The sequence below is a fragment of the Curvibacter sp. AEP1-3 genome, from assembly GCF_002163715.1.
Lineage (GTDB): Bacteria > Pseudomonadota > Gammaproteobacteria > Burkholderiales > Burkholderiaceae_C > Allorhodoferax.
Genome location: NZ_CP015698.1, coordinates 107,491 through 132,903 on the forward strand (window position 1 = coordinate 107,491; position 25,413 = coordinate 132,903).

25 protein-coding genes and 1 tRNA gene are annotated in these 25,413 nt (G+C 59.3%); 15 read left to right on the forward strand and 11 right to left on the reverse strand.

The genetic code is table 11. The annotated features are described in order from the left end of the window. Positions 1-100: 100 nt before the first annotated feature. A complete protein-coding gene (locus AEP_RS20925; protein WP_232459888.1) occupies positions 101-2,428 on the forward strand; it encodes a methyl-accepting chemotaxis protein in 2,328 nt (775 codons plus the stop codon). Positions 2,429-2,460: 32 nt separating this feature from the next. Here the strand turns inward: AEP_RS20925 and rsxB are convergent, their stop codons facing one another. From rsxB to AEP_RS00535, 5 genes are all read right to left on the reverse strand, one after another. Beyond that, positions 2,461-3,150 (reverse strand): electron transport complex subunit RsxB, encoded by a 690-nt coding sequence (rsxB, locus tag AEP_RS00515; RefSeq protein WP_087493585.1) that lies wholly within the window; start codon positions 3,148-3,150, stop codon positions 2,461-2,463. Further along, a complete protein-coding gene (locus AEP_RS00520) occupies positions 3,147-4,553 on the reverse strand; it encodes a polyhydroxyalkanoate depolymerase (protein WP_087493586.1) in 1,407 nt (468 codons plus the stop codon). Before AEP_RS00520 ends, rsxB begins: the two co-directional genes overlap by 4 nt. A 54-nt stretch (positions 4,554-4,607) precedes the next feature. Then, on the reverse strand, positions 4,608-5,951 hold the full coding sequence (locus AEP_RS00525) for a hypothetical protein (RefSeq protein ID WP_087493587.1): 1,344 nt from the start codon (positions 5,949-5,951) through the stop codon (positions 4,608-4,610). A 90-nt stretch (positions 5,952-6,041) separates the two neighbouring features. Next, entirely contained in the window at positions 6,042-7,250 is a 1,209-nt protein-coding gene (locus AEP_RS00530; protein ID WP_087493588.1) for an amino acid aminotransferase, read from the reverse strand. A gap of 107 nt (positions 7,251-7,357) precedes the next feature. Beyond that, positions 7,358-8,401, reverse strand: a complete 1,044-nt coding sequence (locus AEP_RS00535; RefSeq protein WP_087493589.1) for an NAD(P)H-dependent flavin oxidoreductase — start codon at positions 8,399-8,401, stop codon at positions 7,358-7,360. Between the two features lie 66 nt (positions 8,402-8,467). Here AEP_RS00535 and uvrB point away from each other — a divergent pair, with 66 nt between their 5' ends. From uvrB to AEP_RS00585, 10 genes are all read left to right on the forward strand, one after another. Further along, positions 8,468-10,579 (forward strand): excinuclease ABC subunit UvrB, encoded by a 2,112-nt coding sequence (gene uvrB / locus AEP_RS00540; RefSeq protein ID WP_232459889.1) that lies wholly within the window; start codon positions 8,468-8,470, stop codon positions 10,577-10,579. Positions 10,580-10,696: 117 nt separating this feature from the next. Further along, on the forward strand, positions 10,697-11,233 hold the full coding sequence (iscR, locus tag AEP_RS00545) for a Fe-S cluster assembly transcriptional regulator IscR (protein WP_087493590.1): 537 nt from the start codon (positions 10,697-10,699) through the stop codon (positions 11,231-11,233). Positions 11,234-11,263: 30 nt separating this feature from the next. Further along, positions 11,264-12,484 carry an IscS subfamily cysteine desulfurase gene (locus AEP_RS00550; RefSeq protein WP_087493591.1) on the forward strand — a complete coding sequence of 407 codons (1,221 nt, stop codon included), beginning with the start codon at positions 11,264-11,266 and terminating at the stop codon, positions 12,482-12,484. 22 nt (positions 12,485-12,506) lie between these two features. Beyond that, the gene (gene iscU / locus AEP_RS00555; protein ID WP_087493592.1) at positions 12,507-12,893 is read left to right on the forward strand and encodes a Fe-S cluster assembly scaffold IscU; all 387 of its coding nucleotides are present in this window, start codon (positions 12,507-12,509) and stop codon (positions 12,891-12,893) included. A 1-nt stretch (position 12,894) separates the two neighbouring features. Then, the gene (gene iscA / locus AEP_RS00560; RefSeq protein ID WP_087493593.1) at positions 12,895-13,218 is read left to right on the forward strand and encodes an iron-sulfur cluster assembly protein IscA; all 324 of its coding nucleotides are present in this window, start codon (positions 12,895-12,897) and stop codon (positions 13,216-13,218) included. Continuing rightward, positions 13,215-13,730 (forward strand): Fe-S protein assembly co-chaperone HscB, encoded by a 516-nt coding sequence (gene hscB / locus AEP_RS00565; protein WP_087493594.1) that lies wholly within the window; start codon positions 13,215-13,217, stop codon positions 13,728-13,730. Before iscA ends, hscB begins: the two co-directional genes overlap by 4 nt. Positions 13,731-13,741: 11 nt before the next feature. Then, on the forward strand, positions 13,742-15,598 hold the full coding sequence (gene hscA / locus AEP_RS00570; protein WP_087493595.1) for a Fe-S protein assembly chaperone HscA: 1,857 nt from the start codon (positions 13,742-13,744) through the stop codon (positions 15,596-15,598). 14 nt (positions 15,599-15,612) lie between these two features. After that, the gene (gene fdx / locus AEP_RS00575) at positions 15,613-15,951 is read left to right on the forward strand and encodes an ISC system 2Fe-2S type ferredoxin (protein ID WP_087493596.1); all 339 of its coding nucleotides are present in this window, start codon (positions 15,613-15,615) and stop codon (positions 15,949-15,951) included. 8 nt (positions 15,952-15,959) lie between these two features. Then, entirely contained in the window at positions 15,960-16,670 is a 711-nt protein-coding gene (gene dnaQ, locus AEP_RS00580) for a DNA polymerase III subunit epsilon (protein ID WP_087493597.1), read from the forward strand. A gap of 50 nt (positions 16,671-16,720) precedes the next feature. Beyond that, positions 16,721-16,795 (forward strand) — tRNA-Val (locus tag AEP_RS00585). A gap of 93 nt (positions 16,796-16,888) precedes the next feature. Here the strand turns inward: AEP_RS00585 and AEP_RS00590 are convergent. Continuing rightward, the gene (locus AEP_RS00590) at positions 16,889-17,578 is read right to left on the reverse strand and encodes a PilZ domain-containing protein (protein ID WP_087493598.1); all 690 of its coding nucleotides are present in this window, start codon (positions 17,576-17,578) and stop codon (positions 16,889-16,891) included. A 16-nt stretch (positions 17,579-17,594) separates the two neighbouring features. After that, entirely contained in the window at positions 17,595-18,626 is a 1,032-nt protein-coding gene (locus AEP_RS00595) for an alpha/beta hydrolase (protein ID WP_157672996.1), read from the reverse strand. Between the two features lie 120 nt (positions 18,627-18,746). On the opposite strand from AEP_RS00595, the gene AEP_RS00600 reads away from it, so the two are divergent. From AEP_RS00600 to AEP_RS00610, 3 genes are read left to right on the forward strand one after another with little or no spacing between them, the layout of a single operon-like run. Further along, positions 18,747-19,220: a hypothetical protein gene (locus AEP_RS00600; RefSeq protein WP_157672997.1), complete on the forward strand. Its 474-nt coding sequence runs from the start codon at positions 18,747-18,749 to the stop codon at positions 19,218-19,220. A gap of 6 nt (positions 19,221-19,226) precedes the next feature. Continuing rightward, positions 19,227-20,330, forward strand: coding sequence for an NAD(P)/FAD-dependent oxidoreductase (locus tag AEP_RS00605; protein WP_087493601.1), 1,104 nt, complete (start codon positions 19,227-19,229; stop codon positions 20,328-20,330). 53 nt (positions 20,331-20,383) lie between these two features. Continuing rightward, complete coding sequence (locus tag AEP_RS00610) at positions 20,384-21,247, forward strand: DUF4394 domain-containing protein (RefSeq protein ID WP_087493602.1); 864 nt, start codon at positions 20,384-20,386, stop codon at positions 21,245-21,247. Between the two features lie 50 nt (positions 21,248-21,297). On the opposite strand, the gene AEP_RS00615 is transcribed toward AEP_RS00610, so the two are convergent. Further along, on the reverse strand, positions 21,298-22,377 hold the full coding sequence (locus AEP_RS00615) for a quinone-dependent dihydroorotate dehydrogenase (protein WP_087493603.1): 1,080 nt from the start codon (positions 22,375-22,377) through the stop codon (positions 21,298-21,300). A 66-nt stretch (positions 22,378-22,443) separates the two neighbouring features. Here AEP_RS00615 and rpiA point away from each other — a divergent pair, with 66 nt between their 5' ends. Beyond that, complete coding sequence (rpiA, locus tag AEP_RS00620) at positions 22,444-23,133, forward strand: ribose-5-phosphate isomerase RpiA (protein ID WP_087493604.1); 690 nt, start codon at positions 22,444-22,446, stop codon at positions 23,131-23,133. A 31-nt stretch (positions 23,134-23,164) separates the two neighbouring features. Here rpiA and AEP_RS00625 read toward each other — a convergent pair whose 3' ends face one another. The 3 genes from AEP_RS00625 to AEP_RS21325 are packed head-to-tail and all read right to left on the reverse strand — an operon-like array spanning position 23,165 to position 25,413. Continuing rightward, positions 23,165-23,788 carry a riboflavin synthase gene (locus AEP_RS00625; RefSeq protein WP_087493605.1) on the reverse strand — a complete coding sequence of 208 codons (624 nt, stop codon included), beginning with the start codon at positions 23,786-23,788 and terminating at the stop codon, positions 23,165-23,167. 54 nt (positions 23,789-23,842) lie between these two features. After that, positions 23,843-24,979 (reverse strand): bifunctional diaminohydroxyphosphoribosylaminopyrimidine deaminase/5-amino-6-(5-phosphoribosylamino)uracil reductase RibD, encoded by a 1,137-nt coding sequence (gene ribD, locus AEP_RS00630; protein ID WP_442873346.1) that lies wholly within the window; start codon positions 24,977-24,979, stop codon positions 23,843-23,845. 17 nt (positions 24,980-24,996) lie between these two features. Then, positions 24,997-25,413, reverse strand: coding sequence for a type IV pilin protein (locus AEP_RS21325; protein ID WP_087493606.1), 417 nt, complete (start codon positions 25,411-25,413; stop codon positions 24,997-24,999).

Below are 25,413 nucleotides of genomic sequence, written 5' to 3' on the forward strand. Positions count from 1 at the left end.
AGGGGAAACACGGGGGGCAATGCCCCCCATTTTTCTGTCATTTATTGGTGGAAAAGCGATAAAGTCAAAGCAGTTGAAGAATTTCCAAGGAACGCCCGTTATGAGCTTTGTGAAGTTTCTGTACCCCGGCATGTGGGTCATGCGCAAGATGCGCTTCGGTTCCAAGCTGGCCATTGTGTTTCTGGTGGCCTTGGTTCCCCTGTTGTTCATCGTCTGGCAATTGATTTCGCGCACCCTGAACGATGTGCAGATCACTCGCGCCGAGGTGGTGGGCGTGGAGGTGGTGGAACAAACCACGGACGTGATCCGCAATGTCCAGGCCCACCGGGGGCAAACCAATATGGTGTTGTTGGGCAATGCGGCTGCTACCGGCGCCCGCGACCAGACCCGCAGCAAGCTGGCAGAGGAGGTCAATGGCCTCAAGCGCCTCCTGGACGACAAGCAGGGTATGGAGGCGCCGCCCGAATGGAAGGAGCTGCGCGGCCGCTTGGAAACCTTGGTCAAGGAGCTGGACGGCAAAGATGCCCCGCAAGCCTTCGGCTTCCACACCGCGCTGGTGGAGGACCTGACCCGCTTTGTGTACGGCGTGGCTGACAAGTCGGGCCTGCTGTTCGACCCGGACCCCCAGACCTATTTGCTGATGGACATGTCAGTCTCCCGGCTGATCCCCTTGCGGGAGCAGATCGGTCGCTTGCGCGGAACCGGTGCCGGCTTTTTGAGCAAGCCTGAGCTGACCGACGATGCCATCGGACGGGTGAACCTGCTGGCAGGGGCCTTGAACGCATGGGCCAAAGATGTAGCGTATTCCCAGCAGATTCTTGCTTCCGCCGGTTTCAAAAATGCCAGCGGGGAGGCCGCACAAGCTGCAGTGGCCAAGTTCGTAAGCTTGTCCAAAGAGCGCTTCAAGGCGGGTGCGCCCGGTGGGGATTCTGAAGGCTACTTCGCCTCGGGCACCCAAGCGATAGAAGCCATCGGCGAATACCATAAAGCCGTGAATCAGGCCATGGTGTCGCTGCTGCAGGAGCGGGAAAAATCTCTCAACCGCACCTTCTATCTGCTGATTGCCGGCAGCGTCATCGCCACCTTTGTCTTGGTGTACTTGATGCTGTCGTTCAACATCAGCTTTTTGTCGGACTTGCGCCAAGTGCTGCGTTTCATGGAACAGACGGCCAGTGGCAATTTGCGACACAAGGTTCTGATAAGAGGCGACGACGAACTGTCCGACATGTCGCACGCCATGGACGTGATGGTGAACAACATCTCGGTCATGGTGGCCAGTGTGCGCAGCAACTCGGCGTTGGTGGCTAATTCCGGGGATGCCTTGGTGCTGGGCAACCGCAGCCTGTCAGACCGCACCGAGCAACAAGCCGCCAATCTGGAAGAAACCTCTGCGAGCGTGCAGGAACTGGCCTCCACGGTGAAAGACAACGCCAATGCGGCGCAGGAGTCCGATCGTGCGGCGCAAGGGGTGCGCACCACGGCCGAACAGGGCGCCGCCGGCATGAACCAGGCAATTGAATCCATCGAGGCCATTGAAGCCAGCACCCGCCGTATGGATGAAATCGTCGGCGTAATTGATGGCCTTGCTTTCCAAACCAACATCCTGGCGCTCAATGCGGCAGTAGAGGCCGCTCGGGCGGGTGAGTCAGGCCGTGGCTTTGCGGTCGTGGCGGCGGAGGTACGTTCCCTGGCCCAACGCTCCGCGGCATCGGCCAAGGAAATCCGCCAGCTCATCACCACGTCTACCGCGCAGGTCGCGGCGGGTGTGCAGCAAATCCGTACGGCGGGCAAAAACATCACGGCCATTGCTGACGGAGTGCGTGGGGTCGCGGGCAACATGTCCTTGATTTCCGCGTCCAGCGCGGAACAAAGCGCCAGCCTGGCGGAAATCACCACCGCCATCCGCCAGTTGGATGAGATTACCCAGCAAAACGCCTCCATGGTGGAGCAGGCGGTGAACCAAGCGACCGCGCTGCAGACCCGTGCCAGCGTGTTGGCCGATGCGGTCTCGGTGTTCAAGCTGCAGCAGGGTTCTGCAGACGAGGCGCGTCATTTGGTAGACCTTGCGTTGGACTTGCGTCGCAGCAGCGGTAGCCGGGACAGCTTTATCCGCGAAGTGACGGCCCAGCACTCCGGTTTGTTTGACCGTGACATGTACGTGTTCGTGCTGGACCGCAATGGTCAGTACCTCGCATTTGCGGGCAATCAGGCCAAGGTCGGCACCCGGGTGCAGGATGTCGCTGGTATCGATGGAAATGCCTTGATCGAATCCATCATTCACCAGGCGGAAGCAAATCCGGGTTGGGTGGAGTACGAGATCGCCAACCCGCTCACCGGCCAGGTGCAAACCAAGATGTCTTTCGTTCTGAAGGTTGACGATGTCTACGTGGGCTGCGGTGTCTACAAGAGCCTGATGAGCAGTCTTTGATCGGAGCCGGCAGGGTTATCAACCTGCCCGACTCAACTGCCCGTGCCGGGTGTGGCTTTGCGGGCGCGGGCCCTGGCGAGGGCCGCCTCGATCACCGCCCGTTTTTTGTCCAGGATAGCCGGATCGGTGTGCTGGGAATGGGCGGGCAGGTCAGCCAGCTTCATGCGTGCTTTGGCCTCCAGCGCCTGGGCATGTTCTTCCGTTTCGCGCGCTTGCCGCACCTGCCGGCTCTCATAACGTTGGCGAGCGTTGGCGGCTTCTTCGGGGCTCCATGCCGCCCAACCGGTAAGTTCGCCGGAAACGGTTTCCACCATGATGCAATCCACCGGGCACACGGGAAGGCATAGCTCACAGCCGGTGCAGTGCGGCTCGATCACCGTGTGCATGCGCTTGTTGCTGCCAATGATGGCATCGGTGGGGCAGGCCTTGATGCACAGGGTGCAGCCAATGCACCAGTCTTCATCGATGAACACCACGGTGCGTGGCGCCTCCAGCCCGAATTCCGGATTCAGCGGAATGACGGGTTGGCCGGTGATGGCAGCCAGACGTGCAATACCCTCTGCACCGCCGGGCGGGCATTGGTTGATGGGGGCTTCACCACGTGCCATGGCGCCGGCATAAGCGGCGCAATCGGGGTAACCGCAGCGGGTGCACTGGGTTTGCGGCAGTGCGTCCAGAAGCTGCTGCGCCAACGCTGGCGCAGCCTCCGGGACGGTACTCACTTGGCGGTGCTGACCCGCTTGCTTGCTACTTTTTTGGTAGCTGCTCGCGCAGTCTTGGCGGGCGCTGGAGTCACTTTTGCTTCAGAAGCCGCTGCCGGGGCTGCCGCAGTGACCTTTACGGCTTTGGGTGCGCTCGCGGGCTTGTCGTGGCTCTTGATGAAGGCCTTGACCTGCGGGTACACCATCTCGCGCCAACGGCGACCGGAAAAGATGCCGTAGTGACCGGCACCCATGGCCTCATAGTGCTTTTGCAATGACTTGGGGACGCCGCTGCAGATGTCGTGCACTGCACGGGTCTGACCGGAGCCCGAGATGTCGTCCAACTCGCCTTCCACCGACAAGAGAGCCGTGGTGGTGATGTCCGAGGGCTTGACCCGTTCGATCTTGCCCTTTTCGCTTCGTACATCCCAGGTGCCGCTGACCAGCGCAAAGTCCTGGAACACCACACGAATGGTTTCCAGGTAGTAGTCGGCGTCCATATCCAACACAGCGTTGTACTCGTCGTAGAACTTGCGGTGGGCTTCGGCGGATGCGTCGTCGCCCTTGATCAGGTCTTTGAAATAGTCGTAATGGCTCTTGGCGTGGTGGTCGGGGTTCATGGCCACGAAGCCGGTGTGCTGCAAAAAGCCGGGGTAGACGCGGCGCCCCGCACCCGGGAAGCTGCTGGGCACGCGGTAAATCACATTGTTCTCGAACCAGCTGTGGCTCTTGTTCATGGCCAGGTTGTTCACCGCTGTGGGGGATTTGCGGGCGTCGATGGGCCCGCCCATCATGGTCATGGTGAGGGGCGTGGTCTCACCACGGCTGGCCATCAGCGACACCGCGGCCAGCACGGGCACGGTCGGCTGGCACACGCTCATGACGTGGCAATTGCCGTACTTGCCTTGCACGTGGCGGATGAATTCCTGCACGTAGTTAACGTAGTCATCCAGGTGGAATTCGCCATCCGACAGGGGCACCAAACGGGCATTTTTCCAGTCGGTGATGTAGACCTTGTGGTCCTTGAGCATGGTCTTGACGGTGTCGCGCAGCAAGGTCGCGTAGTGGCCCGACAAGGGCGCAACGATCAGCACCACCGGCTGGCCCTTGATTTTTTCCAGGGTCGCGGTGTCATCGGTAAAGCGTTTGAAACGGCGCAACTCACAGAAGGGCTTGGTGATCTCCACGCGCTCATGGATGGCGATGTCCACGCCATCGACGTCAATGGTGCGCAGGCCGAACTCGGGTTTTTCGTAGTCCTTGCCCAAGCGGTGCATCAGGTCGTAGCTGGCCGACAGGCGCTGGGCGAACGGGCTTTGTCCGGCCAGGGACAGCGGGTTGCTATACAGCTTGGCCGCTGCCAGTGCCAGATCGGAAAACGGCTCCATCAGGGAACGTTGGGTTTCGTAGAGCTGGTACAGCATGGAGAACTCGCTTTCGGGAAAATGTTGCAGTGCAATATAACAGTGTTGTCTGTTTTAGCGGTTACTGGCCTTCAGTATCCCCCGAACCGCATTGCGGCTGTGGGCCCCGAAGTTGGACAGCAATTCCGCCACCAGCGCATCCAGGCGGGATTTGGCCTCGGGCTGTGCATTGGCCAGTTCTTTGACCATGGTGACTTTTTCTTCGTTGGCGCCGAAATCAAAAGAGGGGTCGGACACAAAGCCCTCCGGCATGCTGGCCACCAGGGCCTGGGCGATGCGGTTGCCATACCCGGCTGCTTGGGCGGAGACGACATTGCGCAAGTAGTTGTCGTACCACTCGGGGTAGCTGCTGTCTTTCTCGGGGTTGCGCAGCGCCTGATCAATCGCTGTGTCCTGCTTGGCCAACGCAGAGTTCAACAGAACCTCGGCCTGGTACTTTTCCAGCGCCAGGTGGCGGTTGGAGAGCAGGGTCACCATGTTGTTTTTCATGCCAGAAAAGCCCACCATGGAAATGGCATTCACGGCCAGCAGCTTGAGGGTCGAGTCACCGGGCGACAGGCTGGCATGGTAAGGCTGTGTCAGGTCCTGCAAGTAGTGCAGCGCCAGGCCGGTGAAGCGCCAACCCCAGTACGGGTGGCCGGTGCGGAAGGCCAATGAGGCGAGGGTGGAGTACTGGTACACCCGCAATTGCGGAAAGGTGCGTTTGATGAAGGGTGCCGCGGTGTACAGCACCTTGCTTTCGTGCATGAAGCCCATGTGAAATGGGGCCTGGCTGCCATACACCAGCAAGGGGTTACCGAAGGGCAAGGTCCCGAAGCCGTACATCTTGCCCCATTCGGACGGGCTGTCTTCAAAGAGGTTGATGTCCAGCCCGTAGTCAGGCTCGTCGGCAGCACTGGCAACCACCGCCAGCGGCGCAACGGTGTCACCGGCCTTCAGGGGCTGAAACTTCTGGCTGGCATTGCCCAGCATGGGCAGGGTCGTTACAGCTTCAGACGGCAGGCGGGGCGCGGGGGAGACGGCAGTCTTGGGGTCCGGCTGGATGAACAGCGCGAAGCGGCTGTTCGGTGCAATGCGCAGTGCATGGGCAAAAGCGAGGCGGCGGGCTTCATCGCTGCGGTCCGGGTTCGCGGTGAACGCCAGTTTGGCAGGGCGGGGCGGATAACTTTGCAAATTTGCGGCAGCCCAGGCTTCCTGGCTGGCCAGCAGCACTTCAATGGTTTTTTCCTCGGCTTTGAGGAAAGCATCCAGCGGTTCCACCGTGACCGGAGCCGCATTCACGACCTCGGGCATCGCCTCCAGGGCCCGGTAGGCGGCCAGGGTGTGGTTACCCCAGGCTCCGGCAGTTGAAGACATCAGCCCCATCAGGGCTCCCAAGGCATAGGCCAGTTTCTTCATGCGTTTTTCTCCATCAGCGCCCGCGGAATATGCTCGGGCAGCTATCAAAATAATAGCTGCCCGTACGGGGCCTGCGCCCCGCTGTCTTGCTTAGACGACCTTGGCGATCGCCTGGCAGACGTAGTCGATGTTCTTGCTGTTCAGAGCAGCAACACACATGCGGCCGGTGTCGGTCCCGTAGACGCCGAACTCGGAGCGCAGGCGCACCATTTGGTCTTTGGACAGGCCGGAGTAGCTGAACATGCCGATCTGGGTGGTGATGAAGGACATGTCCTTGGCCACGCCGGCGGCCTTGAGGCCGTCAACCAGCTTCTGGCGCATGGCCTTGATGCGCACGCGCATTTCGCCGAGTTCCTGTTCCCACTGGGCACGCAGCTCGGGGTTGTTGAGCACTGCAGCCACGATGGCACCACCGTGGGTGGGCGGGTTGGAGTAGTTGGTACGGATCGCGATCTTGAGCTGGCTCAGGACGCGGTCGGTTTCTTCCTTGCTGCTGCCGACCACGCTCAGGGCGCCCACGCGTTCGCCGTACAGGCTGAAGCTCTTGGAGAAGCTGGTGGACACAAAAATGTTCAGCTCAGCGGCCACAAACTTGGCGATAACAGCACCGTCCTCAGAAATGCCGTAGCCGAAGCCTTGGTAGGCCATGTCGAGGAAGGCGGTCAGCTTGCGGGCCTTGACCACAGCGATCACCTGGTCCCACTGGGCTGCGGTGATGTCGTAACCGGTGGGGTTGTGGCAGCAAGCGTGCAGCAGCACGATGGTGCCTTCTGCGGCGCTGCTCAACTTGGCCAGCATGCCGTCAAAGTTGATGCCGCCCAGACCGCCGTTGGCGCTCTGGTCGAAGTAGGGGTAAGTGTCCACGGGGAAGCCGGCGTTGGTGAACAGCGCGCGGTGGTTTTCCCAGCTGGGGTCCGAGATCAGCACGGTAGCGTTGGGGCTGATTTTCTTCAGAAAGTCTGCGCCGATTTTCAAACCGCCGGTGCCGCCAATGGCTTGCACGGTCGCCACGCGGCCGCTCTTGACCACGTCGGAGTCAGCACCGAAGACCAGGCCCTTGACTGCCGCGTCGTAGGCGGCAATACCGTCGATAGGCAGGTAGCCGCGTGCAGTGGGCTTGTCCATCATGGTCTTTTCAGCCGCTTGCACGCATTGCAGCAGGGGCAGTTTGCCGTTGTCGTCGAAATACACGCCCACACCCAGGTTGACTTTGTTGGGGTTGGTGTCAGCGTTGAATTGTTCGTTCAGACCCAGGATAGGGTCGCGGGGAGCCATTTCGACGGCGGTAAAGAGAGACATGGATAAGTCCTGTGATTGGAATGTCGTGAGGGTTGCCCGTAAACGCTGTCAGCGCTGCGGGTTCTCCCTATTTTACTGGGCACCGAGCTGGTGCCTTTTCTGTGCAACTAACGCACCAAGCCCTTTGCCAGTGCACGCGTGAGTTCGGCTGCCGGCAGATTGCCGCATTGAGAGGCGTTTTGCCCGCTCCACAATGGGGAAAAGTCGGCGTTGCCAACGCTCTCTGCCTTTGCACGCAAGGGTGCAATGGCCGCGGTGGCCAACGGAAATGCGGGGGCTGCAGGGTTCAAAGGGCCGAGTTCGCGCATCAGCCGGTTCACGATGCCGCGTGCAGGTCGCCCGGTGAACAGGGTGGTGAGCGCTGTATGGCGGGCTTGGGGGCTTTGAAGTGCTGCGCGGTGCAAGGCCGATGTCGTGGCTTCCGGACAGCACATATAAGCGGTTCCGATTTGCACCGCAGACGCGCCGAGCGCCATGGCTGCGGCCACGCCTGCTGCGTCGGCAATGCCCCCGGCGGCAATGACCGGCACCCGAACAGCCTGCACGATCTGCGGCAACAAGGCCATGGTGCCCATTTGGGTGCTCAAGTCTCCGTTCAAAAAGATTCCGCGGTGGCCGCCTGCCTCCAGGCCTTGGGCAATGATGGCATCGGCACCATGCGCCTGAAGCCACAGGGCTTCATCCAACGTGGTGGCAGAGGCCAGCACCCGGCTGCCCCAGCTTTTGACGCGTGCCAACAGCGTCTTGGGAGGCAACCCGAAATGGAAACTCATGACCGCAGGCTTGAAGGCCTCGACAACATCAGCGGCTTGTTCGCTAAAGGGGGCGCGTCCGGGGCCGGGCGCGATTCCGGCAAGTGAAAGCCCAAGCTCGTTGTAGTAGGGTTGAAGTGTCTGTTGCCACAGCGCTTCCCGGGCCGGGTCAGGCTCGGGCGGGGTATGGCAAAAGAAATTGACGTTGTAGGGTTTGTCGGTGAGGGCGGTGAGCTGCGATAGCTCTTTTTCAAGCGCTTCCTGGCTCAGCATCGCCGCGGGAATGGAGCCCAAGCCGCCTGCATTGCAGACCGCGGCAGCCAGTGCATGGCCCTGTACCCCTGCCATGGGGGCCTGAACCAGGGGGAGGGTGGTGCCCAGGAATGAGGGGTTTGGCATAGCGTCTTCCTGCGTGTGAGCGGTCTAGTCTACAGTTCCACCTTTGCCCCTTTGAAGCCTGCCGCCATGTCTTTCCCTCAGCCCACCCCCGCAGTAACCGACGATGCCGAACAGGTGCGCACGGGCACGTTTGTGAGCTATCCCGATTCGCCTTTCGAGCTGTACCAGCCGTATCCGCCGGCCGGTGACCAGCCCGAGGCCATTAGCCAACTGGTGAGCGGTGTGGAAGACGGTGAAGTGTTCCAGACCCTTCTCGGCGTGACCGGCTCGGGCAAGACCTTCACCATGGCCAACGTAATTGCCCGTTTGGGGCGCCCGGCCATCGTGTTTGCACCCAATAAAACGCTGGCAGCCCAGCTGTACAGCGAGTTTCGCGAGTTCTTTCCCAAGAATGCGGTGGAGTATTTCGTCAGTTACTACGACTACTACCAGCCCGAAGCCTATGTGCCTCAGCGTGACCTCTTTATTGAAAAGGACAGCGCGATCAACGAGCACATCGAGCAGATGCGCCTCTCATGCACCAAGAGCCTGCTGGAGCGGCGGGATGTGGTGATCGTGGCCACCGTGTCTGCGATCTATGGTATCGGCAAACCCGAGAGCTACCACCAAATGGTGATGACGCTGCGCGTCGGCGACAAGCTGGGTCAGCGAGACATGATTGCCCAGCTGGTGCGCATGCAGTACCAGCGTAATGACATGGACTTCAGCCGCGGAGCCTTCCGGGTGCGGGGCGACACCATCGATATTTTCCCGGCTGAGCACAGCGAAATGGCCATCCGCGTGGAGCTGTTTGATGACGAAATCGAGAGCCTGCAGCTGTTTGACCCGCTGACCGGCCGCATTCGCCAGAAGATTCCACGCTTCACGGTTTACCCCAGCAGCCACTACGTGACACCACGCGATCAGGTGCTGGCCGCAGTGGAAACGATCAAGACTGAACTTTCGGACCGCCTCAAAGAGCTGGTGTCGGCCGGCAAGCTGGTGGAAGCACAGCGGTTGGAACAGCGCACCCGCTTCGATCTGGAAATGCTGAGTGAGGTGGGGCACTGCAAAGGCATTGAAAACTACTCGCGCCATCTGAGTGGTTCGGCCCCTGGCGAGCCGCCGTCAACGTTGACGGACTATTTGCCCAAAGACGCACTCATGTTCCTGGATGAGAGCCATGTGCTCATCGGGCAGTTTGGCGGCATGTACAACGGAGACCGGGCGCGGAAAACGACGCTGGTTGAATACGGTTTCCGCCTGCCCAGCGCCTTGGACAACCGGCCGCTGAAGTTTGAAGAGTTCGAGACCAAGATGCGCCAGGTCGTGTTTGTGTCCGCCACGCCCGCCCAATGGGAAAACGAGCATGCCGGGCAGGTGGTGGAGCAGGTGGTGCGGCCAACAGGATTGGTGGACCCTGAGGTGGAGGTGCGTCCGGCGGGCACCCAGGTGGACGATGTGCTGCAGGAAATCCGTATCCGCGTGGACAAAAACGAGCGAGTGCTGATCACCACCCTGACCAAGCGCATGGCGGAGCAGTTGACGGATTACCTGACGGACAACGGCGTGAAGGTGCGCTACCTGCACAGCGATGTGGACACGGTAGAGCGGGTGGAAATCCTGCGCGACCTTCGTCTGGGTACCTTTGATGTCCTTGTGGGGATCAACCTGCTGCGGGAAGGTTTGGATATTCCCGAGGTGTCGCTCGTGGCCATTCTGGATGCCGACAAGGAAGGGTTTTTGCGTTCCGAACGTTCACTCATTCAGACCATTGGCCGGGCGGCCCGGAACCTGGAAGGAAAGGCGATTTTGTACGCCGACAAGATCACCGACTCCATGGAGCGCGCTATTGGTGAGACCGAACGACGTCGCAAAAAGCAGATTGCCCACAACCTGGAGCGTGGCATCACGCCCAAGGCCATCGTGAAGAAAGTGCGCGATCTGATTGATGGCGTGTACAGCGAAAAGGCCGGCAAGGAAGCCGAACGCCTGGAGCGCGATGCACAGCAACGGGCGCAGGTGGAGGACATGAGCGAGAAGGATATTTCCCGCGAAATCAAGCGCTTGGAGAAGCTGATGATGGAGCATGCCCGCAACTTGGAGTTCGAAAAAGCGGCGCGCGTGCGGGACCAATTGACCATCCTGAAAGAGCAGGCTTTTGGTGCGCCGGGAGCAGATAACGTCGTGATTTTGTAAAGTTGATTATTCCTATCGGGTAAATAGACTGATCAGTCTGCTTACCCGAGTGATCTGCGGGGTTTAGTGCTATACTTGAGTCCGCTAGTCAACAACCCTGCCACGAAGGAGCAAGCGATGCGTCTCACCACCAAAGGCCGTTTTGCGGTCACCGCGATGATCGATCTGGGCCTGCGCCAAAGCTCCGGGCCGGTTACTCTGGCTGCCATCAGCCAGCGCCAGCAAATTTCCCTTTCTTACCTTGAGCAGCTTTTCGGCAAGCTGCGTCGCCATGATCTGGTCGAGTCGACCCGTGGCCCCGGCGGCGGTTACACCTTGGCTCGCAAGGCCTCCGACATCACCGTGGCGGAAATCATCACGTCGGTGGATGAACCGATTGATGCAACCCAATGCAGCGGCAAAGAAAATTGCTTGGGCGAAGGTGCCCGCTGCATGACCCACGACCTGTGGGCTTCCCTGAACACCCGTATGGTGGAGTTTCTGGATTCGGTCACCCTTCAAAAGCTGGTGGACGACCAGTTGGCCAAGGGTCTGCAAATCGAAGACAAGCCTACCGTCAAACGTGCCATTTCGGCCATGCCTGTGGTCAAGCCCATTCGTGTGAATGCGCCCAACTCGGTCTTCGCCCTGGGCAACGCCTTCTCTAAATCCTGATATTTACTGACAGCCAGCATCGAGCCAGCTATGGACACCACACCTCATTTCCCGATTTACATGGATTACAGCGCCACCAACCCCTGCGATGAGCGGGTGGTGGATGCCATGGTTCCCTGGCTGCGTAACCACTTTGGCAATCCGGCGTCCCGCAGCCACGCCTGGGGTTGGGAAGCGGAAGCCGCAGTGGAAAAAGCCCGCGAGCAGGTTGCCTCCCTGATCAACGCTGATCCGCGTGAAATTGTCTGGACATCCGGTGCGACCGAATCCAACAACCTGGCGATCAAAGGCGCAGCCCAGTTCTACAAGGGCAAGGGCAAACACATCATCACAGTGAAAACCGAGCACAAGGCGGTATTGGATACCTGCCGCGAGCTGGGGCGCCAAGGCTTTGAGGTGACTTACCTCGACGTGCAAGAAGACGGCTTGGTGAATCTGGATGCCTTCAAGGCCGCGATCCGCCCGGACACCATTCTGGCCAGCGTCATGTTCGTGAATAACGAAATCGGCGTGATCCAAGATGTGACCGCTTTGGGTAATGCTTGCCGCGAAAAGGGAGTCATTTTCCACGTCGACGCAGCGCAAGCGACCGGCCGTGTGGACATTGACATGACCCAGTTGCCCATCGACCTGATGAGCCTGACCTCTCACAAGACTTACGGCCCCAAAGGCATTGGTGCCCTGTTTGTGCGCCGTAAGCCGCGCATTCGCCTGGAAGCTCAAATGCACGGTGGCGGCCATGAGCGCGGTATGCGCAGTGGCACCTTGCCGACCCACCAGATCGTGGGCATGGGGGAGGCTTACGCTATTGCCAAGGCCGAGATGCACGAAGAGAACAAGCGCATCAAGGCTTTGCATGACCGCATGTTGGCCGGCCTGGAGGGGATCGAACAGGTCTTCATCAACGGCCACAAGGAAAAGCGCGTTCCCCACAACTTGAACATGAGTTTCAATTATGTGGAAGGTGAGTCGCTGATCATGGGTATCAAGGGTCTTGCGGTCAGCAGTGGTTCCGCTTGTACTTCTGCCTCTCTGGAACCCAGTTATGTGTTGCGCGCGTTGGGCCGCAGCGATGAGTTGGCCCACAGCAGCTTGCGTATGACCATCGGTCGTTGGACGACCGAAGCAGACATTGATTACGCGGTAGACACGATCAAGCAAAACGTGGCCAAGCTGCGTGATTTGAGTCCCCTGTGGGATATGTACAAAGAAGGTATTGACCTGTCCACGATCCAGTGGGCGGCGCACTGATTGAAATTAAGAGGTATTCCACATGGCATATTCAGACAAGGTCGTTGACCACTACGAGAACCCCCGCAATGTCGGCTCTTTTGACAAGGGCGACGAGTCTGTGGGCACCGGCATGGTGGGTGCCCCCGCTTGCGGTGACGTGATGAAGTTGCAGATCAAGGTCAATCCCCAAACCGGCGTGATTGAAGACGCTCGTTTCAAGACCTATGGCTGCGGCTCTGCGATAGCTTCCAGCTCCCTGGTCACTGAGTGGGTGAAAGGCAAAACCCTGGACGAAGCTGCTGCCCTGAAAAACAGCCAGATCGCGGAAGAGTTGGCACTGCCACCGGTCAAGATTCACTGCTCCATCCTGGCGGAAGACGCTATCAAGGCCGCTGTGGATGACTACAAGAAAAAGCACCTGAACTGATATGGCCGTCACTTTGACAGAGGCTGCTGCACGGCACGTCACCCGGTATTTGACCAAGCGCGGCAAAGGCGTCGGTGTGCGATTGGGCGTGAAGACGACCGGTTGCTCTGGCTTGGCCTATCAGCTCGAATATGTGGACGAGCTGGCACCCGAAGACGTGATCTTCGAAGGCCACGGCGTGAAAGTCCTGGTAGACCCCAAGAGCCTTGCCTATATCGACGGTACGCAACTGGACTTTGTGCGCGAAGGGCTGAACGAAGGTTTTCGTTTCAATAACCCCAACGAGCGTGACAAGTGCGGTTGCGGTGAGTCCTTCCGCGTGTGAATCTGCACGATGATGACTTTGCGCTGTTCGGCCTGAAGCAAACATTTGCCCAGGACCGCGTAGCTATTGATGCGCGTTGGAAAGAGCTTCAGCGCGAAGCCCATCCCGACAAGTTTGCGTCTCATGGTGTTGCGGCGCAGCGCGTTGCCATGCAATGGTCGGTGCGTATCAATGAGGCCTATCAGCGTTTGAAAGATCCCTTGAAGCGTGCAGCCTACTTGTGTGAGTTGGCTGGGTTTCCCATCCAAGCCCATAGCAACACAGCCATGCCGCCTTCATTCCTGATTCAGCAGATGGAGTGGCGTGAGGCGCTGGATGATGCGAGCGAGGCGAGTACGGTCGAAGCTTTGATGGCCGATGTGCAAGCGGCGCGCAAGGACCTGCTGGCACAGTGCGAAAAGTGCTTGGACTATGACCGTGACCCTGCATCCGCGGTCGCGAGTGTCCGGGCATTAATGTTTATTGATAAGTTCGCCCAAGACCTGAATCAGCGCTTGGATCAATTTGAATAGTGTGAGTCTCCATGGCGCTTCTGCAAATTTCTGAACCTGGGCAATCTCCCAATCCCCACGAGCGCCGCATCGCTGTCGGTATCGATCTCGGGACGACGCATTCCTTGGTGGCCGCTGTACGCAACGGCGTGTCGGAGTGCTTGCCGGACGCAGAGGGGCGTGTGGTGTTGCCCAGTGTGGTGCGCTACCTGGATGCAGACCGCAGGCAAATCGGATTTGACGCGCTTGCCAGCCAGACCACAGACCCCGGCAACACTATTGCCTCGGTGAAACGTCTGATGGGCCGCGGCGTAGCGGATGTGGCGCATATCGAAAAACTCCCCTATGCGCTGGTCGATGAGCCGGGCATGGCCCGCATCCGCACCATTGCCGGCATCAAAAGCCCGGTAGAAATCAGCGCGGAGATTTTGGCCACTTTGCGATTCCGGGCGGAAGACAGCTTCAATGATGACATTTTTGGTGCGGTGATCACCGTACCTGCGTATTTTGATGATGCGCAGCGCCAAGCGACCAAAGACGCAGCCCAGCTGGCGGGTCTCAATGTCCTGAGGCTTATCAATGAGCCGACGGCGGCTGCCATTGCCTACGGTTTGGACAACGCAGCAGAAGGTGTCTACGCCATCTATGACCTGGGGGGGGGCACATTCGATATCTCCATTCTTCGTTTGTCCCAAGGTGTATTTGAAGTGCTCTCCACGGGAGGCGACTCCGCCTTGGGGGGTGACGACTATGACCGAGCGCTGGCTGAAGCCATTCTTGTTCGTAGCGGCTTGAGTGCTGATACAGCGGAAGACCAGGCAGTGCTGATGGCCGCGGCGCGGGCATGCAAGGAAGCCTTGTCTGACGAGGACATTGCCACTGTGGAAGTGGAGCTGTCCGGCGGCGAGATCGACTTGTCATTGAATCGCGAAGAGTTTGAAGCAGCTACGCAGTCACTCACAGCCCGTACCTTGCAAGCGGTGCGCAAGGCGCTGCGTGATGCAGGTTTGGGCAAAGAAGAAGTCAAAGGCGTCGTTCTGGTTGGTGGCTCGACCCGCATGCCGCAGATCAAGCACGCAGTGGGCGCATTTTTCGGCCAGGAGCCCCTGACCAATTTGAATCCGGACGAGGTGGTCGCTTTGGGTGCCGCCATCCAGGCGAATCAACTGGCGGGCAATAACCCGTCCGGTGAACTGCTTTTGCTTGATGTGATCCCTCTGTCGCTCGGTGTAGAGACCATGGGCGGTCTGGTGGAGCGCATTGTTCCCCGCAACCAGACCATCCCTACGGCCATGGCCCAGGATTTCACGACCTACAAAGATGGCCAAACAGCGCTGGCTTTGCATGTAGTCCAGGGCGAGCGGGATTTGGTCGCGGATTGCCGCAGCCTGGCCCGCTTTGAATTGCGTGGCATTCCCCCCATGGCGGCTGGCGCAGCCCGTATCCGGGTGACCTTCACGGTGGATGCGGATGGTTTGCTGAATGTGTCTGCCAAAGAGCAGGTCAGTGGCGTGGAGGCACGCATTGACGTGAAGCCTTCTTATGGTCTGACGGATGACCAGATCGCTGCCATGCTCAAAGACAGCTTCAGCACGGCCGAGGCTGACATGCGTGCCCGCGCACTGGTGGAGGCGAGGGTAGATGCCGACCGTTTGTTGCTGGCCACGCGCAGTGCGTTGGACATTGACGGTGACTTGTTGGACGAGACTGAGCGCGCATCGGTGGACCAAGCCATGCTCCATTTGACGCAAACCATTGCAGCGACAGAACCTGCCGTCATTGAAGCGGCAGTGAAAGCCCTTGCCGATGTGACGGAGCCTTTTGCGGCCATGCGCATGAATCGCGGGATTACCAAAGCGTTGGCTGGCAAAAACATCGAATCCATCTGAACGAATTGACCCCTATGCCTATCATCAAGATCCTTCCACACCCAGAGTACTGCCCGGACGGCGCGGAAGTGAAAGCCGCACCAGGCACTTCCATTTGTGAAGCGCTGCTGGAAAACGGTATCGCTATCGAGCATGCCTGCGACATGAGCTGTGCCTGTACGACCTGCCATGTCATCGTGCGCGAGGGCTTGGGCTCTTTGAATGAAGCCGAAGAGACAGAAGAAGATCTGCTGGACCGGGCATGGGGCTTGGAGCCCCAATCCCGTCTGAGCTGCCAGGCTTATCTGGCGCAGCAGGATCTGGTGGTGCAGATTCCCAAGTACTCGATCAATCACGCCAAAGAGAACCACTGAGGCCAGCCATGCGCCAAATTGTTCTGGACACGGAAACCACGGGTTTTTACGCAAACCATCCGGACAGCCCGGATCGCATGGTGGAAATTGGCTGCGTGGAATTGGTCAACCGCAAGCTGACTGGCAACAACCTCCATTTCTACTTGAACCCGGGGCGGGATAGTGACGAGGGAGCGCTGCGTGTCCACGGTTTGACCACACAGTTTCTGAGCGACAAGCCGCGTTTTGAAGAGATTGCACAGCAACTGGTGGACTACGTTGCCGGCGCTGAAATCATCATTCACAACGCGCCTTTTGACTTGTCATTTCTTGACATGGAACTGGGGCGCACCGGCCGTAAACCCTTCAAGACTTGCGTAGCAGGCGTGCTGGACACCTTGGTCATGGCCAAGGAAATGTTTCCCGGCAAACGCAACAGCCTGGATGCCTTGTGCGACCGCCTGGAAGTCGACAACTCCGGCCGCACATTGCACGGCGCTTTGCTGGATGCCGAGTTGCTGGCGGATGTTTACATCAACATGACGCGCGGGCAGGATGCCCTGCTCATGGAGAGCAGTGCGCCTCAGGAAGCCGGCATTGTGGTCGAGCAGCTCGACTTGCGCAGTATCCAACTCCCGGTGCTCGAAGCCAATGCGCAGGAAATGGCTGCGCACGAGGATGTCCTCAGTCAGCTCGACAAATCCAGTGGAGGAAAAACCGTCTGGAAGCTGATGGCCTGAAAATTTGGTATATAATTTGAGGCTTCCTTGATACGGAAACAAAGTTTCAAGGGCGATTAGCTCAGGGGTAGAGCACTGCATTCACACTGCAGGGGTCACATGTTCGATCCATGTATCGCCCACCAATAAAAAGCCTTCTAAGTTCTGCTTAGAAGGCTTTTTTCTTTGCTCTTTCACGTCTGCCTGATGCTGTGCCGGGTCGCCGGCAGAACATTACTTCAGCCGGGCGCATTGGGTGACGGCTGGGTAAGGTAGTGCAATGCCAGTTTGTCCTCCCGGCTGGGGTTTTTGAAGGCCATACCCGCGATGTAGCTTTCAAGCCCAGGTGGGCGGCTGTGGTGGCATACCGTCGCGCTGATCTCGAGTGACAAAGGCGCGCCATCGATACGACCTTCCAAACTGAGGCTGAGGGCTGCTCCAACGGCGCCCAGTGGTGTCGCACAGCGAACCATGGCGCCTTGCGGGCTGAGGTCCACCAGGATTACGTCACGTTTGTCATCCGATCCTTCCAACTGCACGCGGGCTGGCCAGGACACTTTGGTGCGCATGGATTGGCGGACCTGTTTGGCATCGACCAGTGCCGGGTAGGCCAGCAGGGCATACGCGAAAGGCTTCTCGAAAGTCTGCAGCACTTTGCTGATGAAGGAAAACTCGTGCTGGCCGGTAAAGCCCCGAACGACACACACGTCACCCTGCGTCATTTCGGTTTGGGTCGCGTCCGAGCTTGCGGGGCCCACCATTACTCCCTTGCCTTCGATCGCTCCGAAAAACTGGGCTTCAATTTTGGTGGCACCTTCTGCGAGACGCCGGGTCTGCAAAGCCATGCCGGAGCGCAGGCCCAGCGCCTTGAGCGGTAGTCGCAAAACCGCATCGGCAGGATGGGCAGCGTCGTCGTGGGTGTTGGTCATGGGTATTTCGCCGGTATCACAGGGCGGGTGCTGGCAATGCTTGTGCCCATTCAATAATCGTCTTCGCCATGGGGGCAACGGCCTTGGGCGCTTTGATGGCGCCCGCCAGCACGTGTTGGCCCTTGGATTCGCTGTAGTCGACCTGCACCAGTTGTTTGATTTTGGAACTGAAGCGTGCAATCGCTGCCTTGGTTTGCTCGGGCTCAACCGTTTCGTCCGCAGCGCTGTAAAACACCAGTACCGGCGTGCTGAAGCGCTCCAATGCGCCTTCGCGCACGCCTTTGACCAGTGCCATCATGGGGAAAAGTGCTTGGGTCGGGTAGCTGCTGGTCCAGGCATTTGCCTCCGCGTCGCTGGCAGGAGTCCAGTTGCGCTGTTCGCCCAGAATACCGAAGGCAATCTGGTGGCCCCAAGGGCCGTTGATGAGGTCTGCCCGGGTGTCCTTGGGACCGAAATTGGGCGATACAAACACGTGGCCCGCCACCTGTGCGTTGCGGTCATGGATGCCCAACCAAGTGGACAAAGTCGCTCCGGTCGAGCAGCTGATGATCAATACCTTTTCGCCCAGTTGCTGACCGATGCGCAGCGCTTCGTCGGCATCTGCCAGCCAGTCTTGTACGGATACCTCGCCCATGGCAGCACCGGGAAGACCATGGCCGCTCAGGCGGGTGTAGAACACATTGGCTCCCAGTGCTTTGGCAACCTGTTCGGTCAAAGGGGCAGTTTCCAGACGGCTTGCGGAAAAGCCATGGATGTACACCACTGACCAGGGTGTGCGCTGCCCGGCTTCACCTGCCCACACAATGCCTTTCGCATTGCCGGGCTTGATGCCGTTCATCTTGGCTTCTTGAGCACTGATCCATGTGTCCAGCTCAGTCACGTTTTGGGGCGCTTGCGCGCGTGGCAAAGGGCTATCGGGGCCGAATGCGTTGCGGGGGCCGGCAAAGAACACCGCGACGGCGATAGCCAATGTGGCCAGCAGGCCTGTCAGAACCTTGAACCAGCGGCTCCCGGTGGCCTTTACGGAGTTGGATGCGATGGTCGACAAGTCAATGGCTCCCTGTGGTTGAAATGGCCCGAAGGAAGCGCACTGTTTGATGCTCTGGCGTTCGCCTCCCTCGCTAAGATGGTACACCGGCTCGCGCTTTGCGGGCATGCAGGAGTGGGTATGAAACTACAAGCGATGGTCCCCGGGAGCTGGAGCAGTTTGCCGGCCATAAGTCTGTTGTGCGCCGGGTTGATCTCAGGCTGCGCAGACATGGAGCACGTCGGCTGGCATCTGGCCTCAAGCACCAAACCTGCCTTGATGCAGATCGCTGGCCAACGCCTCGAGGGCGATGTGCAGTTGAGGCCGGACCGCACCGGGGCGATCCGGATGGCGGGGGAGGGCAGCATTGCCAGCTGTGCAGGCTCCTTGCGCTTCACGGCTGTGAATTCGGGGGCCATGGACATGCGCTGCAGCGATGGCGCCATGTTTGACCTGCGATTCGCCCTGGTGAATGAAGTGAAGGGCTACGCCTTTGGCACCTACCAGGATGCCACTGTGGCGCTGACTTTCGGGATGGAGGCCCCAGAGGCCCAGGCGTACCTGGCCCGCGCGTCTGCAAAAGCCCCTGTGGGTACAGCACCGGTAACTCCTTGACGCGATATGGATACCGTTGATTGCGTAGTGATCGGTGCGGGCGTCGTGGGGCTGGCAGTCGCGCGCAGTCTGGCTTTGGCCGGGCGTGAGGTGCTGGTTCTTGAGGCGTGCGAGAGTTTTGGCACCCAGACGAGTGCGCGCAATAGCGAGGTGATTCATGCAGGCATCTACTACCCGAAAGATTCCCTGAAGGCCCGTTTGTGCGTGGAGGGCAAACAACTGCTTTACGCCTATCTGCAGGAGCGGCATCTCCCGTATCACCAGTGCGGGAAATTGCTAGTAGCCACGCGGACCGACCAACTTGCCCAACTTGAGGTGTTAAAGGCAAAAGCTGCGGCGAACGGCGTCGGTGACCTGCGGCTGTTGGACAAGGCCGAGGCGCGAAGCCTTGAGCCTGCATTGCACTGCGTAGGCGCGTTGCTGTCGCCTTCCACGGGAATCGTGGACAGCCACGCCCTGATGGTCTCCCTACTGGGGGATCTGGAAGCATCCGGAGGCATTCTGGCCGTGAATTCGCCACTGGCGCACGCCGAATATGCGGGAGGCGCTATTGAATTGGTAGCGGAGGACGGCACGGAGTTGCGTGCGAAAACGGTGGTGAATGCGGCAGGCTTGTGCGCTTGTGAGGTAGCGCGGCGTTGTCGCGGGATGCGGCAGGAGGCGATACCGAGAGCGCGTTACGCCAAGGGCAGTTACTTTGCGTTGTCCTCACGCAGCCCCTTCAGTCGCCTCATTTACCCGGTTCCCGAAGCGGCCGGCTTGGGTGTGCACCTGACGCTCGACATGGGCGGACAAGCCCGCTTCGGGCCTGATGTGCAGTGGGTGGATAACCCTGGGGACTTGGAGGTTGATCCTGCTCGCGGCGAGGTGTTTTACGGTGAAATACGCAAATACTGGCCGGCGTTGCCGGATGGCGCTTTGCAAGCCGCCTACGCCGGCATGCGGCCCAAGATTTCGGGGCCCGGTGAACCGGCGGCGGATTTTCTGATCCAAGGGGTCGGCGAACATGGTGTGCCGGGTTGGGTCAATCTGCTGGGTATCGAGTCGCCGGGCCTGACCAGTGCCATGGCTATCGGTGCGTATGTAGAGGGCCTGGTCAGCGCAGAATAAGAGGCTTGCGGGTGCACGAGTCTGAATTGTCGAAACAGGAAGGAAAGCAAAACATGTCGTTCACTATTTCTCATTGGATACGCGCCGGAGCTGCGTGTGCCCTTGTTGCTTTGGCAGGATGTGCTGGCATGCAGGAGCAGGCCGGCGCGCCCCGCAAAGAAACCCTGCACGTTGTCACCGACAAACTGGAACTGCTCACCATTAACGCCGGCCAGCCGACCAAGGTGCTGAGCCGTGTCATGCTGTCTGGCTTGGCTGCGGGTGACACCTTGGTGGGGGTGGATTACCGCATCTCCAAGGGCGTGCTGTTTGCGCTGAGCAAGTCCGGGCGCCTCTACACCGTGGATACCGCCAGCGGCGCCATGAAGGCGGTCGGAAGTGCGCCCGCGGTGGCGCTGCAAGGGGATGCCTTCGGTATGGACTTCAACCCGGTGGCTGATCGCGTGCGGGTGATGGGGGCTAGCGGCCAGAACCTGCGCCTGCACCCCGACACCGGTGCTCTGGCTGCCACCGACCCCGCGCCGGCCTATGCGCCCACCGACAAGCGCGCGGGCACCAAGCCCGAAGTGGTTGCTGCCGCTTACACCTACAACAAGAAGGACGACAAGCTCACCACCAACTTTGCCATTGACCGCAATGGCGGCAATCTGGTCACCATGGGCTCGGCGGAGGGTGTGCAGCCGGTGGTTTCGTTCAATACCGGGCAGCTGTTCACCGTGGGGGCGATCGGTGTGGCCGACATGGTGGATGCCAGCATGGACATTGCGGATGTGTCGGGCGCTGCGTTTGCCGCCATCCGGCTGAAGTCTCACGCGACTACGCGGCTCTACAGCCTGGACCTGCAGACCGGCAAAGGTACCTTTATCGGCACCATCGGCGATGGCGCCAAGGTGCTGGGCATGGCTGTCGAACCCTGATTGCTATGAAATCAGGAGCTGCTCGCGCACATGGAACGTGCGCCAGCAGCCTATTTCTTTAGATTTTTGAGTGCCAGCGCCGCATCTTTCACCAGCTGCGGCCCGGCATAAATCAGTCCGGTGTAGATCTGCACCGCATCCGCACCCGCTTGAATTTTGCTGACCGCATCGGCCGCGCTCATGATGCCGCCCACGCCGATGATGGGGAAGTCTTTACCCAGCGCTGCACGCAGTTGGCCAATAACTGCATTGCTCTTCTCCAGCACCGGAGCGCCTGACAGGCCGCCCATCTCTTCCGCATGTGGCATGCCCTTGACAGCTTCACGAGACAAAGTGGTGTTCGTGCCTATCACGCCCCAGGCGTTGTTGACCTTGCCACTGCTATCGGTGCCGTAACGCTTGAGTGTGGCGGCAATCACGGCGACCTGGTCAGCTTCCAGATCCGGGGCAATTTTCAGGAAGATCGGTTTGCGCTGGCCATGCTTCTGGGCCAGTTGCTCACGTCGCTCGGCAATGGCACCCAGCAGGGCGTCCAGCGCATCGTCGCTTTGCAGGCTACGCAGGTTCTTGGTGTTGGGGCTGGAGATGTTGACGGTGATGTAGTCCGCATGCGGGTACACACCGTCCAGGCAGATCAGGTAATCGTCGGTGGCCTTCTCGATCGGGGTGGCCGCGTTTTTGCCGATGTTCAGGCCCAACAGCAGTGACGGATTTTTGCTCTGGCGCAGGGCAGAACGCTGCACATTGGCAATGAAGGCATCCAGGCCATGGTTGTTAAAGCCCAAGCGGTTGATGAGCGCGTTGGCTTCGGGCAGGCGGAACATACGGGGCTTGGGGTTGCCCGGCTGGGCCAATGGGGTGACGGTGCCGACCTCCACAAAGCCAAAGCCCATGGCACCCAAGCCGTCAATGCAGCGGGCGTTTTTGTCCAGGCCGGCGGCCATGCCCACGCGGTTGGGAAACTTCAAGCCGGCGATGTTGACCGGGTCGTCCACCCGGCTGTTGCAGTAGGCCAGTTTGAGCGGGTTGCCCTGGCTGGCAGCAAGGCCTGCCATGGTGATGTCGTGGGCGACTTCGGGGTCCAGATTGAACAAAACGCGGCGGGCGAGGGCGTAGGGCACCAGAGACATCGGATAATTCCTGCTTTCAGATTTCAACTCCCTCCATTGTCCCTCAGGACCTTTCAGGCTTTTTCCATGACCACACCCACCCTCAGCCAAGACGAACTCAAAACCCTGGTAGGCCAGGCCGCCCTGCAGTACGTGGTGCCCGGCGAGATCGTGGGCGTGGGCACCGGCTCCACGGTCAACAAGTTCATCGACGCGCTGGCCACCATCAAGGACCAGATCAAGGGTGCCGTATCCAGCTCTGTCGCGAGCACTGAGCGCCTGCAGGCGCTGGGCATCCAGGTGTTTGACAGTAACGAAGTAGACAAGCTCTCGGTCTATATCGACGGTGCGGACGAGATTGATGGCGCTGGCAACATGGTTAAAGGGGGTGGTGCCGCGCTGACCCGCGAGAAGATCGTGGCCGCCCAAAGCGCCAAGTTCGTTTGCATTGCGGATGAGTCCAAGCTGGTGCAAACGCTGGGCAAGTTCCCCTTGCCGGTGGAGGTCATCCCCATGGCGACGCAACGCGTCATCGCCCAGTTTGCAGCCAAAGGCGGCAAAGGTTCCATCCGCCTGAAAGACGGAAAACCCTTGGTGACCGACAACGGCCAATACATCGTGGACGTGACCGGCCTGCAGATCACCGACCCACTGGCCTTCGAAGCTGAGGTGAGCCAGTGGCCTGGCGTGGTGACGGTGGGTGTGTTCGCCTACCAGCGCGCCCAGGTGTGCTTGCTGGGCACCGCCAGTGGTGTGAAAACGCTGGCGTTTCAATAAAACGCTTGCGTTTCAGTAAAGCACTGACGTTTTAAACCGCAGGCGCAGACATCATGCGCTCTACATAGCGCGCCACCGTATCAATTTCCAAGTTGACGCGGCTACCTTGGGCCAAAGTGCCCAAGGAGGTGTTTTCAACCGTGTGGGGTATCAGATTGATACTTATCTCGCAGCCGCCGGGCAGATCCGCCACGCGGTTCACCGTCAGGCTCACACCATTGATCGTGATGGAGCCTTTGTAGGCAAGGTACTTGGCCAAACTAGGGGGCGCCATCACCCGCAGCTCCCAGCTTTCACCTACTTGGGCAAAGTGGCTGATGCTGCCGATGCCATCCACATGACCGGACACGATGTGCCCGCCCAAGCGATCGTTGGCCCGCAACGCTTTCTCGAGGTTAACGGTGCCAAGTCCGTCCAAGCCGGCTGTTTTATCGAGGGACTCCGCAGAAATGTCGATCGTGAATTTTTGCGCGGCCACATCAAAGGTGGTGACCGTCATGCAAGCGCCATTGAGCGCAATGCTGTCGCCCAAGCCCACATCGTCCAGATAGCCCGCCGGGGCCTGAATGGTGAGGCGCTTGCCGTGGGTTGAGGATTCGCCCAGTGCCTGGACGGCGGAAATGCGGCCTACGCCGGTGATGATGCCTGTGAACATCCTTCCATTTTCGCAGGGAAAGGGCAGGGCAGAACGAGCCCCGACCGCAAAACCCTAGAACCGGTCTCGCCCCTGCACGCGCGCCACGATGCGCAGGTCCGGGCCGACCATCTCGGTGGATTTGAACTCCATCTCCACGCCTTGGCTCAATTCGGTGAGCGGGCCCATATGGAACATGCCTGCGCCCTGGCCCAGCAATTTGGGCGCGACATACACCACAAACTCGTCCACCAGCCCTTCGCGCACCAGCGAGCCATTGAGCTTGAAGCCTGCTTCCACATGGAGCTCGTTGATCTCGCGGCGGCCCAAGTCCTGCATCATGGCAGCCAAGTCCACTTTGCCGGTGGGTTGACCCTTGGCGTCTTTACCGGGCATGAAAATGACGGTAGCTCCCAATGCTTCCAACGCGGCTCGTTTGGCATCATTTGGGGCTGTAGCGTAGATGAATACAGCGCGACCAGCTATAAAAAAAGGCGCGTCCAGCGGCGTTTCCAACTTGCTGTCCACCACCACCAGATGCGGCTGCCGTGGAGTTTCCACCAAACGGACATCCAACCTAGGCCGGTCTGCCAAGACGGTGCCAATGCCAGTGAGGATGGCGCAAGACCGTGCGCGCCACGCGTGGCCGTCCGCTCGCGCAGCAGGCCCCGTAATCCACTGGCTAGCGCCGTTGTCCAAAGCGGTCGTACCGTCCAACGACGCTGCCACCTTCATGCGCACCCATGGTGTTTTGCGGATCATGCGGCTGAAAAAGCCGATATTCAGTTCGCGGGATTCAATAGCCAGCGGGTGGTCAGGTGGCAGTACCTCGACTTCCACGCCCGCTGCTCGTAGCTTGGCAAAGCCATTGCCGGCCACCAGTGGGTTGGGGTCGAGGTTGGTCGCCACCACCTTTTTGATGCCCGCTTGAATCAGCGCGTCGCAGCAGGGGCCAGTGCGGCCGTGGTGAGAGCAGGGCTCCAGGGTGACGTAAGCCGTGGCGCCAACCACCGAGAGGCCTTTTTCAGCTGCGTCACGCAGAGCCATGATTTCTGCGTGGGGGGAACCAACTTCTTGTGTATGCCCCCGACCAATTAAACCGCCAGAAGTTGAAGTAATAAAGCAGCCGACATGTGGGTTCGGACTGGTCAACCGGAGTGAATTAGCAGCTAAATGAAGTGAGCTTTGAATATGCTCCAATTCGTTATTCAAAATCAAATTTCACCGACCTACTTCCAGCATTCAAGGACAGATTTATTCCCCGACACGGTTCTTGTTCCGACCTCATCAACACCCAAAGTCCCGCAACCTGTATCTCTAAGCTGTGAGCCTATCGGCACGGCTGTAATAACAAATGTAGATGTAGTTGGTTGTCCCGCACCGAATGAAAACGTATAGGCTGAACTAACTTGCGATGAGCAATTATTCGCTACCACTGTTGCAGAAGCGTAGCTCATACTGGTTGTGTATGACCGTTCGATCGCTTGTGAATACTCAATAAGGCAGGATGCTGCAGTAGCCCGTCTGGTTCGTTGAATATGAGAGTCATAGGCGGGAAGTGCAATACCAGCAAGGATTGCAATTATCGCTACAGTGATCATTAACTCAATCAACGTAAAACCGTTTGGTGTAGAGTTTGATTTCAT

Excerpts from the sequence above, each read along its gene's own strand:
- AEP_RS00535 (WP_087493589.1), bottom strand. The coding sequence starts at position 8,401 with ATGCCAAACCCCTCATTCCTGGGCACCACCCTCCCCCTGGTTCAGGCC.
- AEP_RS00520 (WP_087493586.1), bottom strand. The coding sequence starts at position 4,553 with ATGCTGTACCAGCTCTACGAAACCCAACGTTCCCTGATGGAGCCGTTT.
- AEP_RS00615 (WP_087493603.1), bottom strand. The coding sequence starts at position 22,377 with ATGTCTCTGGTGCCCTACGCCCTCGCCCGCCGCGTTTTGTTCAATCTG.
- AEP_RS00530 (WP_087493588.1), bottom strand. The coding sequence starts at position 7,250 with ATGTCTCTCTTTACCGCCGTCGAAATGGCTCCCCGCGACCCTATCCTG.
- AEP_RS00610 (WP_087493602.1), top strand. The coding sequence starts at position 20,384 with ATGTCGTTCACTATTTCTCATTGGATACGCGCCGGAGCTGCGTGTGCC.
- rpiA (WP_087493604.1), top strand. The coding sequence starts at position 22,444 with ATGACCACACCCACCCTCAGCCAAGACGAACTCAAAACCCTGGTAGGC.
- AEP_RS20925 (WP_232459888.1), top strand. The coding sequence starts at position 101 with ATGAGCTTTGTGAAGTTTCTGTACCCCGGCATGTGGGTCATGCGCAAG.
- AEP_RS00625 (WP_087493605.1), bottom strand. The coding sequence starts at position 23,788 with ATGTTCACAGGCATCATCACCGGCGTAGGCCGCATTTCCGCCGTCCAG.
- AEP_RS00550 (WP_087493591.1), top strand. The coding sequence starts at position 11,264 with ATGGACACCACACCTCATTTCCCGATTTACATGGATTACAGCGCCACC.
- iscA (WP_087493593.1), top strand. The coding sequence starts at position 12,895 with ATGGCCGTCACTTTGACAGAGGCTGCTGCACGGCACGTCACCCGGTAT.
- AEP_RS00605 (WP_087493601.1), top strand. The coding sequence starts at position 19,227 with ATGGATACCGTTGATTGCGTAGTGATCGGTGCGGGCGTCGTGGGGCTG.
- AEP_RS00590 (WP_087493598.1), bottom strand. The coding sequence starts at position 17,578 with ATGACCAACACCCACGACGACGCTGCCCATCCTGCCGATGCGGTTTTG.
- iscR (WP_087493590.1), top strand. The coding sequence starts at position 10,697 with ATGCGTCTCACCACCAAAGGCCGTTTTGCGGTCACCGCGATGATCGAT.
- uvrB (WP_232459889.1), top strand. The coding sequence starts at position 8,468 with ATGTCTTTCCCTCAGCCCACCCCCGCAGTAACCGACGATGCCGAACAG.
- AEP_RS00525 (WP_087493587.1), bottom strand. The coding sequence starts at position 5,951 with ATGAAGAAACTGGCCTATGCCTTGGGAGCCCTGATGGGGCTGATGTCT.
- fdx (WP_087493596.1), top strand. The coding sequence starts at position 15,613 with ATGCCTATCATCAAGATCCTTCCACACCCAGAGTACTGCCCGGACGGC.
- hscA (WP_087493595.1), top strand. The coding sequence starts at position 13,742 with ATGGCGCTTCTGCAAATTTCTGAACCTGGGCAATCTCCCAATCCCCAC.
- AEP_RS21325 (WP_087493606.1), bottom strand. The coding sequence starts at position 25,413 with ATGAAATCAAACTCTACACCAAACGGTTTTACGTTGATTGAGTTAATG.
- iscU (WP_087493592.1), top strand. The coding sequence starts at position 12,507 with ATGGCATATTCAGACAAGGTCGTTGACCACTACGAGAACCCCCGCAAT.
- AEP_RS00600 (WP_157672997.1), top strand. The coding sequence starts at position 18,747 with ATGAAACTACAAGCGATGGTCCCCGGGAGCTGGAGCAGTTTGCCGGCC.
- dnaQ (WP_087493597.1), top strand. The coding sequence starts at position 15,960 with ATGCGCCAAATTGTTCTGGACACGGAAACCACGGGTTTTTACGCAAAC.